Origin of the sequence: Isoptericola variabilis (assembly GCF_050311655.1) — a bacterium.
Lineage (GTDB): Bacteria > Actinomycetota > Actinomycetes > Actinomycetales > Cellulomonadaceae > Isoptericola > Isoptericola variabilis.
In genome coordinates this window covers 125,286-137,489 of record NZ_JBNOZM010000007.1, presented here as the reverse complement: position 1 = coordinate 137,489, position 12,204 = coordinate 125,286, and the positions used below count along the sequence as shown (strand labels likewise).

Annotated in this window: 12 protein-coding genes; 5 read left to right on the top strand and 7 right to left on the bottom strand. The window is 75.7% G+C overall.

From position 1 onward, the window contains the following. On the top strand, nucleotides 1-930 hold the full coding sequence (locus tag ACQP60_RS16055) for a carbohydrate ABC transporter permease (protein WP_429734617.1): 930 nt from the start codon (nucleotides 1-3) through the stop codon (nucleotides 928-930). Between the two features lie 47 nt (nucleotides 931-977). Further along, nucleotides 978-2,012 (top strand): LacI family DNA-binding transcriptional regulator, encoded by a 1,035-nt coding sequence (locus tag ACQP60_RS16050; RefSeq protein ID WP_429734615.1) that lies wholly within the window; start codon nucleotides 978-980, stop codon nucleotides 2,010-2,012. Here ACQP60_RS16050 and ACQP60_RS16045 read toward each other — a convergent pair. The 4 genes from ACQP60_RS16045 to ACQP60_RS16030 all read right to left on the bottom strand — a co-directional run bounded on the left by ACQP60_RS16045 (nucleotide 1,955) and on the right by ACQP60_RS16030 (nucleotide 6,446). Further along, the gene (locus ACQP60_RS16045) at nucleotides 1,955-2,881 is read right to left on the bottom strand and encodes a hypothetical protein (RefSeq protein WP_429734614.1); all 927 of its coding nucleotides are present in this window, start codon (nucleotides 2,879-2,881) and stop codon (nucleotides 1,955-1,957) included. The genes ACQP60_RS16050 and ACQP60_RS16045 overlap by 58 nt on opposite strands. Then, nucleotides 2,878-5,310: a hypothetical protein gene (locus ACQP60_RS16040; protein ID WP_429734612.1), complete on the bottom strand. Its 2,433-nt coding sequence runs from the start codon at nucleotides 5,308-5,310 to the stop codon at nucleotides 2,878-2,880. Before ACQP60_RS16040 ends, ACQP60_RS16045 begins: the two co-directional genes overlap by 4 nt. After that, on the bottom strand, nucleotides 5,307-5,630 hold the full coding sequence (locus ACQP60_RS16035; protein WP_429734610.1) for a hypothetical protein: 324 nt from the start codon (nucleotides 5,628-5,630) through the stop codon (nucleotides 5,307-5,309). The genes ACQP60_RS16040 and ACQP60_RS16035 overlap by 4 nt, the downstream gene beginning before the upstream one ends. Before the next feature lie 165 nt (nucleotides 5,631-5,795). Beyond that, nucleotides 5,796-6,446 carry a hypothetical protein gene (locus ACQP60_RS16030; protein WP_429734608.1) on the bottom strand — a complete coding sequence of 217 codons (651 nt, stop codon included), beginning with the start codon at nucleotides 6,444-6,446 and terminating at the stop codon, nucleotides 5,796-5,798. 246 nt (nucleotides 6,447-6,692) lie between these two features. On the opposite strand from ACQP60_RS16030, the gene ACQP60_RS16025 reads away from it, so the two are divergent. Then, nucleotides 6,693-7,571, top strand: a complete 879-nt coding sequence (locus ACQP60_RS16025) for an alpha/beta fold hydrolase (protein ID WP_429734603.1) — start codon at nucleotides 6,693-6,695, stop codon at nucleotides 7,569-7,571. A gap of 11 nt (nucleotides 7,572-7,582) precedes the next feature. On the opposite strand, the gene ACQP60_RS16020 is transcribed toward ACQP60_RS16025, so the two are convergent. Next, nucleotides 7,583-8,974, bottom strand: a complete 1,392-nt coding sequence (locus ACQP60_RS16020) for a pyridine nucleotide-disulfide oxidoreductase (protein WP_429734600.1) — start codon at nucleotides 8,972-8,974, stop codon at nucleotides 7,583-7,585. A 99-nt stretch (nucleotides 8,975-9,073) separates the two neighbouring features. After that, on the bottom strand, nucleotides 9,074-9,697 hold the full coding sequence (locus ACQP60_RS16015) for a PepSY domain-containing protein (protein WP_429734598.1): 624 nt from the start codon (nucleotides 9,695-9,697) through the stop codon (nucleotides 9,074-9,076). Nucleotides 9,698-9,804: 107 nt separating this feature from the next. Between ACQP60_RS16015 and ACQP60_RS16010 the strand changes: the two genes are divergently transcribed. Together ACQP60_RS16010 and ACQP60_RS16005 are read left to right on the top strand one after the other, a co-directional pair. Further along, nucleotides 9,805-10,563, top strand: a complete 759-nt coding sequence (locus ACQP60_RS16010) for a MerR family transcriptional regulator (protein WP_429734596.1) — start codon at nucleotides 9,805-9,807, stop codon at nucleotides 10,561-10,563. A 153-nt stretch (nucleotides 10,564-10,716) separates the two neighbouring features. Then, nucleotides 10,717-11,142 carry a hypothetical protein gene (locus ACQP60_RS16005; RefSeq protein ID WP_429734594.1) on the top strand — a complete coding sequence of 142 codons (426 nt, stop codon included), beginning with the start codon at nucleotides 10,717-10,719 and terminating at the stop codon, nucleotides 11,140-11,142. A gap of 39 nt (nucleotides 11,143-11,181) precedes the next feature. On the opposite strand, the gene ACQP60_RS16000 is transcribed toward ACQP60_RS16005, so the two are convergent. Beyond that, on the bottom strand, nucleotides 11,182-12,174 hold the full coding sequence (locus ACQP60_RS16000) for a hypothetical protein (RefSeq protein WP_429734592.1): 993 nt from the start codon (nucleotides 12,172-12,174) through the stop codon (nucleotides 11,182-11,184). Nucleotides 12,175-12,204 lie beyond the last annotated feature (30 nt).

The window sequence follows — 12,204 nt, the reverse complement described above, 5'->3', positions numbered from 1 at the left end:
ATGACGACGCTGACCAGCCCGCTGCCCGCCGACGCCCCGGCCGCGCGTTCCTCCGTCCGTCGTCCCACCGGGCAAGGACGCCGTACCTGGCGCGGCGCCGGCGAGCGGCCGTCCGCCGTGGCCACCGCCGTCCTGCTGCTGGGCGCCCTGTACTGCCTGCTGCCCGTGGTGTGGGTGGTCGTGGCCTCGACGAAGTCCGGGGCCGAGCTGTTCTCCAGCTTCACGTTCGCGCCGTCCACCCACCTGGCCGACAACGTGGCCGACCTGTCCGCCTACCGCGACGGGCTGTTCTGGCGGTGGATGCTCAACACGGCCCTCTACGCGGGCGTCGGCGCCGCGGCGTCCACGCTCGTGTCCGCCATGGCCGGGTACGGCCTGGCGAAGTACACGTTCGCCGGCAAGAACGCGGTGTTCAACGTGCTGCTCGCGGGCGTGCTGGTGCCCGCCATCGTGCTCGCGATCCCGCAGTACCTGCTGCTGGCCGAGCTCGACCTCACCAACACGTACTGGTCGGTGCTGCTGCCCAGCATCATCAGCCCGTACGGCATCTACCTGGCGCGCATCTACGCGGCCGCCGCCGTGCCGGACGAGGTGGTCGAGGCTGCCCGCACCGACGGCGCGAGCGAGACCCGGACGTTCTTCCAGGTGGCCGTGCCGATGCTGGTGCCCGGCCTGGTGACGGTGTTCCTCTTCCAGTTCGTCGCGATCTGGAACAACTTCATGCTGCCGTACATCATGCTGGGCGACGACAAGCTGTTCCCGATCACGGTGGGCCTGTCCGGCCTGCTCAACCAGGGCGCCAGCCAGCCCGCCATGTACACGCTCGTGATCACCGGCGCGCTGCTGTCGATCGTGCCGCTCGTCGCGCTGTTCTTCGCGCTCCAGCGATTCTGGCAGGTGGACCTCGCCGCGGGCGCGGTGAAGTCGTGACGCGGCCTCGTGCCGGTCAGGTCGCGCGGGTCCCTAGACTCGCGGGCGTGGAAGGTACGGGTGGGCACGGGGCCGACGACGGCCGGGCGAAGCGGCCCACGATCCGCGACGTCGCGGCGGTCGCAGGGGTCTCGCGGGGCACCGTCTCGCGGGTCATCAACGGCGGGCACTGGGTGTCCCCGGACGCGCGCACCGCGGTCGAGGAGGCCATCCGCACCACCGGCTACCGCGCGAACCCGCATGCGCGCTCCCTGGTGACGGGGCGGGCCAACTCCGTCGCGTTCCTCCTCACGGAGGAGCAGCACCTGCTGTTCGAGGACCCCAACTTCTCCCTGCTGCTGCGGGGTGCCACGCACGCCGCCGCCGAGCGGGAGATGCCGATGGTGCTGCTCGTCGCGGGCACGGCGGAGGAGCGGCGCCGGGTGGCGCAGTACCTGGAGGCCGGGCACGTGGACGGGGTGCTGCTCATCAGCTCCCACCGCGGCAACCCGATGATGGGGGAGCTGCTGCGGCACGAGATCCCCACCGTCGCCTGCGGCGTGCCGCTCGGGTACGAGGGCAAGGTCGGGTACGTCGCCGCCGACGACCGGTCCGGCGGCCGCGCGATGACCCAGCACCTGTGGGACACCGGCCGGCGGCGCATCGCCACCATCACCGGCCCGATGGACACCCCGGGCGGCGTGCTGCGCCTCGAGGGGTACCGCGAGGTGCTGGGCGACGCCTACGACCCCGGGCTGGTGGCGCACGGCGACTACTCCCGCGAGAGCGGGCGCCTCGCCATGGCCGAGCTGCTCGGGAGGCGGCCCGACGTCGATGCCGTGTTCGTGCACTCCGACCTCATGGCCGCCGGCGCCCTCGTCGCCCTGCAGGCCGCGGGCCGCAGCGTGCCCGGCGACGTCGCCGTCGGCGGGTTCGACGACTCCGGCGTCGCCGCGCAGCTGCACCCGCCACTGACCACGATGCGGCAGCCCTACGAGCGCATCAGCGCCGAGATGGTGCGGCTGCTGCTGGAGGTCGTGGACGGTCAGGAGCCCGCCGCGATCACCCTGCCCACCTCCCTCGTGGTGCGCGAGTCGGCCTGAGCGACGTCCCGCGTGACCTCCTGCGAGCCGTCCGTCGCGCCCGGAGCGACGGGCGGGTGGGCCCGGAGTCCCTGGAAGAGCCGCTCCAGCAACAGGGCGGGTTCGAGGTCGTCGGAGGGTGTGACGCCCTCGGGCACGACGACACCGACCAGCGCGAGCGAGCCGTCGACCCGCGTGGCGAGGGTCGTGGTCCGCGACGACGTGCCGTCGGAGGTGCGTTCGTCGACCGTCACGCCGAAGTACCCCGGCCCGCCCGGCTCGAAGGGTTCGCCCAGGTGCGACGTCCACCACGCAGGCTCGGTCGGCGCGCCCACGTATCCGACGGACATGAGCTCGGCGTCGCGCTCCTCGGCCCACCGGCGCGGTGCGGGCAGCTGGTACTCCGCGATCCGCGAAGCGTCCCCCTGCAGGCGCCACGCGTGGCTCGAGCCGTCCCCGGTGTCGAAGCCGGGGCCTCGGGGCGTGACGACCCAGCTGTACACCTCCACGTCGTCGACCCGCACCCCGGAGACGCCGGACGTCTCGTCCGGGAACCAGTAGCTCATGGGCCTGGCGAGGTAGAGATGGAACAGCGGCGCGAGTCCCGTGGCCCGTTCCGGCCCGAGGCGCCACCCGGTCTCGTAGTCCTGGACCATCCAGCGCGGCTCGACGGGGATCGTGGCCGCCCGGCGGCCGGGGAAGTCGACGGGCGTGAAGGTCCACGGGTCGGCTGTCCACGTCCGGGCCCGCTCGAGCTCACGGAACGCCTGGCGCTGTTCCACCGCGTCGAGCGCCCGGGGGACGGCCACCATCGCCAGCAGCAGGAGGGCGATCACCACCCCCGGCGTGACCCGAGGGTTGGCGAAGACGCGCCTCAGGAGGGTGCTCATCGATCTCCTTCCTCCGGCTCGGACATGGGCTTGAACGCCGTACGGAACTCGCCCTCGATGTGGAGGGCGGCGTCGTCGTCGGCGGCGACGTCCGTGCTCTCGGCGCGCCGCATCGCCTCGTCGAGCGGGATGCCGGCGTCGAGGTCGTGAGCGAGGTAGAGGTCGTGGATCGTCGTCACGTATCGGGTGTACGTCTGGTCCCGGACGGTGCCGACCTCGGCCCGGGCGTCGGCGATCGGCCCGCTCGTGTCGAGGAACTCCAGGCCCTTGGTGGTCGCCGTGGCGGCCACAGCCTCCGCGCTGCTGCGGCCGAGGGTGCCGAGCCCGAGCGCGTCGCTCGCCAGCGAGATGACCGCCTCGCGGGTCTCCGCCTCGTCGTAGGCGGCGGCGAGCGTCTCGGCCTGCATCGCCCCGGTGACCGCGCCGACCCCGGTCAGCACCTGCTCCGCGAGGTGGTAGCGAGGTTCGGAGTTGACGTCGTAGGCGCCGGACGTCGCGACCTCGATCATCGACGCCGCATAGCGCTCGGTGGTTCCGAGCCAGGCCTGCGCGGCCTCGGGGGAGCGTGACGTCGCGGCGATGACGTCGCGCAGCGCGAACGCGTCGAGCTCCGGCTGGGGGACGTCGGCGCGCAGACCCGTGCCCGCGGCGAGGCTGTCGTCCGGGTCGATCCCGGGCGCCGGGACGGGTTCTGCGGGGCCGTCCTCGGCATCGCGGGCGAAGGTCTGGGCCAAGGTCGCGTCGCCCACCGACGGCAGGTACGGCTCGTACGCCCGCGCGACGTCGGCGCTCGCGCGGTCGTCCAGCGTGGGGCCGGCCGTCAGACCGGTCGCCAGCGCCGGCGTGGCGTGCGAGACGAGGACGGCGGCCCGCCGCTGGTCGGCACGGTGGTGAGAGGTCGTCCCCTCGTCCACGGCGGCGGCATACGCGCCCGCGACGGCCCTCCCGCCGTCGGGCCAACCCCCGCTCGGGGCCCACCCGAACCAACGCCGGACGCTGCCCGCGACCTGGGTGTCCTGCGCCGGGGCGAGCCGGTCGAGCGCGAGCCGGGGGTGCCGGGCGTACCCCGCCAGCACCGCGACGGCGATCGGGGCGGTGATCGTGGCGTCGACGAGGGCGTCGCCCGTGGGGGCACCCGGGGTGCCGGTGGCCGCGGCGGCCTCGTCGGCGCGGCTCCGCCATCTCGCGTCGAGCGCGTCGCCGGCGGCAGCGTGCGCCACGGCGGGGAGCTCGGCGGGCAGGAGAATCGCGGCGAGCCGCGACCGCTCGCTCAGTCCGAGCGGCCAGTCGCCGATGCCGACGACGACGTCCCGACCGAACTCCCGGAGCTCGGGGTCCGACGCGGTGCGTGCCCAGGCCATGACGCCGTCGCCCAGCGCGGTGCGCAGCCGGGCGGGCAGCGGGCGGGCCGGATCGAGCACCGTCGGGCCGAGGGCCAGGTACACGTCCTGCGTCGTGGCGCCGTCCCAGAAGACCGCCCAGAACGCGGGGTCGTCCGCGTGCGCCGTGAGGATCCGCCGGAGCTCCGCGCGCAGCTCGCGCCGCGCCTCCTCCTCCCCGCCGGACGCGGCCCGGGGCAGGAGCGTGACGACCCGCCGCGCCGCCGCCCCGGACGCCTCCAACGTCCGCGGGTCGGCACCCGCGGTGACGACGGCCCGGACCGCCCGGACGTCGGCGAGCGCCGACAGCGCGGCCGCCGCCCGTCGTGACGCGTCGTCCTTTGTGTCCCGCGCGGCACGCCACCGTGCCGCCGCCGCGGCGACGTCCGCGCGCGCTGCGGCGAGCTCCCGCTCGGCGGTGGCGAGCCGGAGGTGCGCCTGGGTCGGATCGCCGGGCACGGCGCACGCGTCGGACCACCCCGTCGGGCGTCCCGCTGTCGACCGTCCCGACGGCGACCACCCCGCCGACGACCGTGCCGCGCCGGACCAGCCGACCGATGGCTCGCCGGCCATCCCACCGCCGGTCACCCCACCGCCGGCCACTCCACCGCCGGCCACTCCGCCGCCGACTACTCCACCGCCGACCGCGACGATGTTCCACGTGGAACGACGCGCCTCGTCCACCTCGGCGTACCACCGCGTTTCCCGGCGGAGGGCCTCCGCGTGCTCGTCGATCGCCCGCTGCGCCGACGCCTGGGCGTCGTGGAGCACAGCGGCGTGGCGGTGCAAGGTGGAGGCCGCCGCCTCGAGCATGCCGCCGCTGGCCCGGGCGTGGTCGGCCGCGGCGGCGACACGCTCGCGCGCCCGCTCGACGGCCGGGCTGCGCTGGGTGTCGAGCGATGCGCCCACCCGCAGCAACCGGGAGCGCGCGTCCGCGAGCCGTGTCGCGGTGCGCGATGCGGACTCGGCGGCGTCGACCAGCGCGGGCGGGCTGCCGGGGAGCGGGCACAGCTCGCCGCACGGCGCCGCCGTCCGCCCGTCCGGCGTCACGCGTGGTCCGCCGAGCGAAACCCGCCCAGCAGCGCGGCGAGGTCCTGCACCGTCCCGTGCTCCGCGCCCTCGAAGACCTCGGCGGCGCGAGAGAGGCCCGCGCCCAGCGACCCGAGCTCGTCCACGACGGCTTCGTGGCTGGTGCGCCACGCTGCCGCGAGGCCCTGCAGCGCGGCCGACAGGCCGGCGTCGCCGCTCGCGCCGGGCGTCGCCGCCGTCGCCAGCAGACCGCCCGACACCTCGGCGAGCGATGACGTGGCATCCCTCAGCTCGGAGGCCGCCGTGGCGAGGGTCGTGGTGTCGAGGTCGAGCTGGGTCATCCCGTCCCTGTCCTGGTCCGTCGTCGGGTCGTCCGTGCCTGCGCCGGGGCGCGTGGACGACGCTAACGACGACGGGTTCGGGGCGGCCGAGGTTATCCACAGGGTCGGTCCGGGTGGTGAGTCGCCCGCTGCGCCGCCACGGCACGCGGCCGGTCCACCGGACGGTCAGTCCCACCAGACGCGGAACCACGGCTCGTCCGCCCCCGAGGACGCACCGGCGTCCGGCCGACGGCCCCGCCACGGCGCGACCTCGTCCGGGGGCGCGTGCATGTCGTCGACACCCAGCTCGCCGAGGGCGCGCAGGACGTCGGTGCTCCCGTCGCCCGGTCCGCGCCGCGGCCCGACGGGCACGTCCCGGCCCGGCCGGAGCAGCACCCCCGTCACGGTGATCCGCTCGTCGCAGCGCAGCGGCCCGACGACGTACCCCTGGGCGCGGACGCGGTCCGGGTGCCGCACGACCGCCCGCAGCACCGCGCCGAGCGACGGGCCGAGGTTCTGCCGCTGGGTGGCCAGCTCCACCTCGTCGAGCCGCTCCAGCAGGCCCGCGGCGATCCGCTCGTCGAGGGCGACGAACGGGTAGAAGCCCGGCGTCGTCGAGCCGGCGAGCACGGGCTCCAGCAGCACGTCGAGCCCGTCGTCGAGCAGCCAGCCGTGCCGACCCGGGCACCCGCCGTCCCGGCCGCCGTGGTGCGGCCGGTCCGCGGCGAGGGCGCGCTCGCGGGTCCAGGCGGTGCGCAGGTCGACGAGATCGGGCGGGACGAACCGTGCCGGATCGGGCGCCGGCGGTGCGGGCGGGGGTGTCGTCGCGACGGGCATGTCGGGCTCCTCGTGGTCCGGGGCGCCGGGGTGGGCGTCCGTGGCCGAGCCTCCCGGGCGTGGGGCGACATGGACGCGCCGCGGACCTCACCTGTGGACGGGCGAGGCCTGGGGGCAGGCTCCCGGGCCCGGCGCGTCGTGGCGCCGTCGTGCCTGGTCACGACCGATGAGTTCAGGGCTGGCGCGGCGTCATCCCCTCAGCACAGGATGAGAACCAAGAACCCCCCACCGGCCGACGGAGAACCGATGAGCGAGCTCACCACCCACACCCTGGACGTGCCCGGCGCCGTCCTCACCTATGACGTCCGCCTGCCGGACGCACCCGGTGGCCACCCGCCGCTGTTCCTCCTCGGCTCGCCGATGGCGGCGTCCGGCTTCACCCAGCTGCTCAAGCACCTCGACGACCGCGCCGTCGTCACGTACGACCCGCGCGGCACGGAGCGGAGCACGCTCGCGCCCGACGGCGAGGTGTCGGTCGCGCTGCACGCGGACGACTTCCACCGCGTGGTGCGGGCGGCGCGCGCGGAGCTCGGCGACGGGCCGGTCGACGTGTTCGCCTCCAGCGGCGGCGCGGTCAACGTGCTGCCGTGGATCGTGGACCACCCCGACGAGCTGGGCACGGTCGTGGCGCACGAGCCGCCGCTGTGGGCGCTCCTCGAGGACCGCGACGTGCAGCGCCAGGTCACCCGCGACATCGTCGAGACGTACCAGCGCGACGGGTTCGGCCCCGCGATGGCGAAGTTCATCCAGGTCTCCATGCAGGACGCGCCGCTCACCGAGGAGTACCTGGCGCAGCCCGCCCCCGACCCGGCGATGTTCGGCCTGCCCACGGAGGACGACGGCTCCCGCGACGACCTGCTGCTCAACGGGAACATGAAGGCGCTGCCCTGGTTCGAGCCCGACCTCGACGCGCTGCGACGCACCACCGTGCGGCTGGTCCCCGCCGTCGGCGAGCAGGGGCCGGGCACGATGCCGCGCCGCGGGGGAGAGGCGCTGGCCGCGGCGCTGGGCCTCGACGTGGCCGTCTTCCCCGGCGACCACGGCGGCTTCGCGGCCAACGAGTGGTCGCCGGGCAACGACCCGGCGGCGTTCGCGGCGCGGCTGCGGGAGGTGCTCGCCGGCTGACGTCGGAGGACTCAGACCCGGACGCCGGCGTCCCGGCCGATCCGTTCCAGCCCGGCGATACCCGCGGGGGCGTACTCGAGGTACCGCGCGACGGCGGCGCGCACCTCGGGCCGTGCGGTCTCCTCGGGCGGGACCCGGGCGGGGTTGAGCAGCACGGAATGGGCCCAGGCGGCGACGTCGGGATCGGCCATGAACGTCGCGGCGGCCCGCGCGCCGCGACCCTGCATGGCCGCCCAGTCGGCGGGCGTGCTCCAGTAGGGCGTCGGCGGGCACAGGGCGTTCTTCTCGGCGTCGGGCCGGTCGTGGCGGGTGCCCTCCACGTGGCCGACCAGGGCGGCGCAGAACGGTGGGAACCCCGCCCGCACCGACTGGAGCGTGATCCGCTCGCCCCAGATCGGCAGCGCCGGGCGTACGTGCAGGCCGTACGCGGCGCAGTGCACGACGACCGCGCCGTGCGGCACCGCGACCTCGCCACTGTCGAGCACCAGCCGGCCGGGCTCGACGCGGCGCAGGTGCCCGTCGCGGACGACGCGCGTCACCGACCGCAGCAGCTCGAGCTCCCAGCGCCCCAGCGTCGGCGTGCGGGCCATGGTCGGCATCACCGCGGGGTCGATGCGCGTCATGACGCCGGCGTCCTCGAGACGCAGGAACAGGTCGTCGGGAGACGAGGCGTCGCAGGCCGCGGCCATGAGGATCCCCGCCATGCCGAGGAACACCGCCGGGTCCGGCTGCACGGCGGCGCGGTCGAGCATCCACGGGTCCCGCGGCCGCACCCACAGGATCGCGTCCGGGTCCGTGCCCCGCCCGAGCAGCCACACCACGGCGTCGGTCGCCGTCTTCCCCGACCCGACGACGACGAAGGCGGGGGCCTCCCCGACGTCCGGCAGCGCGCCCGCGGGGACGACCGAGGCGCCGTCGTCGACGTCGAACGGTGGCGGGGTCACGGCCGGGATGGACGGCGCGAGGTACCGGGCGTCGACCACCCGCCGTCGGACGCGCGGCTCGACGACGGCCCCCGACGCGAGGTCGACGAGCAGGCCGTCGCGGTACTCGTGCCCGCCGAGCAGCTCCACGCGGCCGGTCGGCAGCAGCCGCTCGGCGAGCACGGCGGCGTAGTACGCGGTGATCTCGGGGCCGGTGGCGCGCTCGTGCATCCCGCGCTCCGGCCCCGCCTCCTGGACGCGCCCGGAGCCGAGGCGGGTGGACGCGACGCCGTAGAACTGGGACGCCTGGTGCAGGCGGACGAACGGGTACGCGTCCAGCCAGTGCCCGCCCGGCGCGGCACGCCGGTCGACGAGCGTCGCGTGCGCGGTCGGGTCGTGGTCGACGAGCGCGTCGACGAACGCCATCCCGGCCGCCCCGGCGCCGACGACCAGGTAGTCGGTGTCGACCGAGCGGGCCATACCTCCAGTGACCCACCGGCGTCAGTAGCCGGTCAACGGGCGCGGGGGGTGATTGAGCGTGCCCCGGGCGACGCCGGGGCGGGCCGTCGGGGCTGCGCGTCAGTCGTCGCCGCGCTCCTGGACGACCTTCCCGTCCTGGGTGCCGACCCGGTAGTCGGTCTCCGCGCCGTCCACCAGCACCGTGACCGACCAGTGGTAGCGGCCGTCGTCCTCGTCGAGCTCGGCGTCCTCGAGGGCGCCGCCGGACTTCGCGACCGTCCGCTCGACGGCCTGGGTGATCGAGACGGTCGCGTCCGGCAGCGCGCGGCGGTCGTCGGCGTCGAGGTCGTCCTCCTGGGTGCGGACCACCTCGGTGCCGTCCGCGCTGACCTCGACCTCGACGCTGATCGTGCCGGTCGCGACGTCGACCTCCCAGGTGTTGTCACGGTCCGGGTCGTCGATGGCGTAGGCGGTGCCGCCGGCCTTCTTCTCGGCGGTGGCGATCGCCAGCAGCCCGGCGGCCGTGCGGTGCTCCGGCGCCATGGGCCCGCTCGGCGAGGTGGTGTCGGTGGCGTCGTCGGTGGCGGTGTCGTCGGCGGCGGTGTCCTCCCCGGACGACGTGGCGGTCTCCTCGGCGGGCGCTCCGCCGTCGCCGGCACCGTCGGCGCAGGCGGTGAGGGCCAGGCCGAGCGTCAGGGCGAGGGCGGCGGGGACGGCGATGCGGCGTGCGGTGCGGTCGCTCATGACGACGATCCTCCGGGCGCTCCGTGGCCCCCGCATGAGGTGCGGATGGGAAGTTCCTCATCTGGCGCCTTGCGGTTGACGCGGCGTCAACCTCTACCGTCGGTGTCATGACCCGTTCCATCCAGGACGTCGCCCGGCTCGCCGGGGTGAGCAGCCGCACGCTGCGGCACTACGACCAGATCGGTCTGCTGCCGCCGTCGGGCACCGGGCCCGGCGGTCTGCGGCACTACGACGACGCGGCGATCCGGCGCCTGCAGCGCATCCTGCTGCTGCGCGACCTGGGGCTGCCGCTGACCGACATCGGCCGGGTGCTCGACGAACAGGCGGACGAGGCCGGCGCGCTGCGCCGCCACCTCGACCAGCTGCGCGCCGAGCAGGACCGGCTGACGCGACGGATCGCCTCGGTGGAACGGACCGTGACCGCGATCGAGAAGGGAGAACAGCTCATGGCCGAGGACATGCTCGACGGCTTCGACCACACGCAGTACGAGGAGGAGGTGACCGAGCGCTGGGGCGCCGACGCGTACGCGAGGAGCGACGCGTGGTGGCGCGGGCTCGGGCCCGAGAAGCAGAAGGAGTTCCAGGCGCGGACGAAGGAGCTCGGCGACGCCTGGGCCGACGCCGCACGCCGCGGCGTCGACCCGACGTCCGACGAGGCGCAGGAGCTCGCCGCCCGGCACGCCGCCTGGCTGGGCGGCATCCCCGGCACGCCGGGGTCCGAGCGCGGGCGGCCGACGAAGGAGTACGTCGTCGGCCTGGCCGAGATGTACGTGGCCGACCCGCGGTTCGCGAAGAACTACGGCGGCACCGAGGGCGCGACGTTCGTGCGCGACGCCCTCGTCGCCTACGCCGAGCGCGAGCTCTGACCCGCCCCGCGAGTTGCCAGAGCGACACGGGGGCCATGCACCCACGTAGCTCTGACAACTCGCAGCGCAGGGGAGTTGTCAGAGCCAGGAAGGCCCATACCCCGACCTGGCTCTGACAACTCGGGGCCCGTGGCGGGGTGGGAGGATGCCCGGGTGAGCGACGACTGGGCGGCGCAGCGCACGGAGGCGGCACGCGTGCAGGAGGAGCGGCTGCGCGCGCGGCAGGACGCCGAGCACACGGAGGCGGAGGCGCTGCTGCGCGACTTCGTCCGGGCCGCGGCGGACGCCGGGCTGGAGCCCGGGCCGCTGGAGGTCAAGGGGTACGGCGGCCGCGGGACGGCGCGCACGTCGCTGCGCGGCTGGTACCTGCGGCACGACCGCACGGCGGCCGTCACGACCGACGGCGCGTTCTACGTCCTCACCGCGCCGCTGACGCTGCTCGACCGGGTGCGCGGCGCGCGCGTCGAGCCGCAGCGGCCGCCGATGATCCTCGGCGCGGGCGGCAAGGACGGCAGCTCGATCGACCTCGTCGACGCGCTCGAGCGCGTGCTGCCCGGCTGGCGCGACGCCGCGACGTAGCGGTCCCTCATCGTCCCGGACGGTGACGGCGAGCGAGCGCTACGTCAGCGCCTCGCCGACGGGCCCGGCGACCTCCGGCAGCGCGAGGTAGCCCGCCCAGGAACCGTCGTCGAGCGGGTACGCCGCGGCGTGGAAGCCCGGCGCCCGGTTCGTCACGCGCAGGGCCTCGATCGACGGCGACCCGTCCGGCAGCGGGAAGACGTCGGGCGTGAGGTCGCGCAGCGCGAGCAGGTCGCGCGGGTCGCGGGGGCTCACCCACCGGCCCACGCGCGCGGGGTACGCCAGCGGCGCGCGGGCACGGAGCGCGTCGCGGATCGCCCGGATGCCGAGCGGTGACCCGGGCGTGAGCAGCAGCGGCACGTCCGGCCCGCCGGACCGACCCGGGAGCCGAGCCGAGAGCCGATCCGAGAGCACCGAGTACGCCACGACGCTGCCGAGCGAGTGCGCGACGACGACCGCGGGCCCGCCGCCCGACGTCGCGTCCGCCAGCGCGTCGGCGAGCCCCGCGTCGATCACCCGCCGGACGGCGTCGTCGTGCAGGTAGGCGTACACGTCGCGGGTGAGCGTGAGCAGCACGGCGGCGCTGACCCACGGCACGTACCGGGCCACGAGCGCCAGCGCGCCGACGACGGCCTCGACCAGCGCGTCGCCGACCGCGCCCTGTGCCTCGACCGGCGGCGGGGCGACCGACGGCGCCTCGTCGTCGGGCCGTCGTCGGGCGGCGGCGAGCACCTCGCGCACGACGTCGAGCACGAACCGCAGCTCGCCGTCCGGCAGCGCGCCCACGAGCCGGGGGAGGGCGGCCGGGTCGGCGGCCAGCGCGTGCACGGTCACCGGGGGCGGGGCGCCGCCGTCGACGAGCCGCTCCAGCGCGTCGCCGTAGTAGACGAACGACGCGTCGTCGTCCGTGGGCCGCAGCGTCGAGCCGGCTGCCGCGAGGCCCGCCCCGAGCGCGCCGAGCCACTGCGCCTCCAGCGCCTCCGGGTCGCGTCCGTCGAGGTCACGGCCGTGGACGAGCACCAGTCGGGTCACGCGGGCACGGTACCGACCCCGGTGCGGCGC

Coding starts and splice junctions, on each gene's coding strand:
- ACQP60_RS16055 (WP_429734617.1), top strand. CDS start 1: ATGACGACGCTGACCAGCCCGCTGCCCGCCGACGCCCCGGCCGCGCGT.
- ACQP60_RS16045 (WP_429734614.1), bottom strand. CDS start 2,881: ATGAGCACCCTCCTGAGGCGCGTCTTCGCCAACCCTCGGGTCACGCCG.
- ACQP60_RS16035 (WP_429734610.1), bottom strand. CDS start 5,630: ATGACCCAGCTCGACCTCGACACCACGACCCTCGCCACGGCGGCCTCC.
- ACQP60_RS16030 (WP_429734608.1), bottom strand. CDS start 6,446: ATGCCCGTCGCGACGACACCCCCGCCCGCACCGCCGGCGCCCGATCCG.
- ACQP60_RS16025 (WP_429734603.1), top strand. CDS start 6,693: ATGAGCGAGCTCACCACCCACACCCTGGACGTGCCCGGCGCCGTCCTC.
- ACQP60_RS16020 (WP_429734600.1), bottom strand. CDS start 8,974: ATGGCCCGCTCGGTCGACACCGACTACCTGGTCGTCGGCGCCGGGGCG.
- ACQP60_RS16015 (WP_429734598.1), bottom strand. CDS start 9,697: ATGAGCGACCGCACCGCACGCCGCATCGCCGTCCCCGCCGCCCTCGCC.
- ACQP60_RS16010 (WP_429734596.1), top strand. CDS start 9,805: ATGACCCGTTCCATCCAGGACGTCGCCCGGCTCGCCGGGGTGAGCAGC.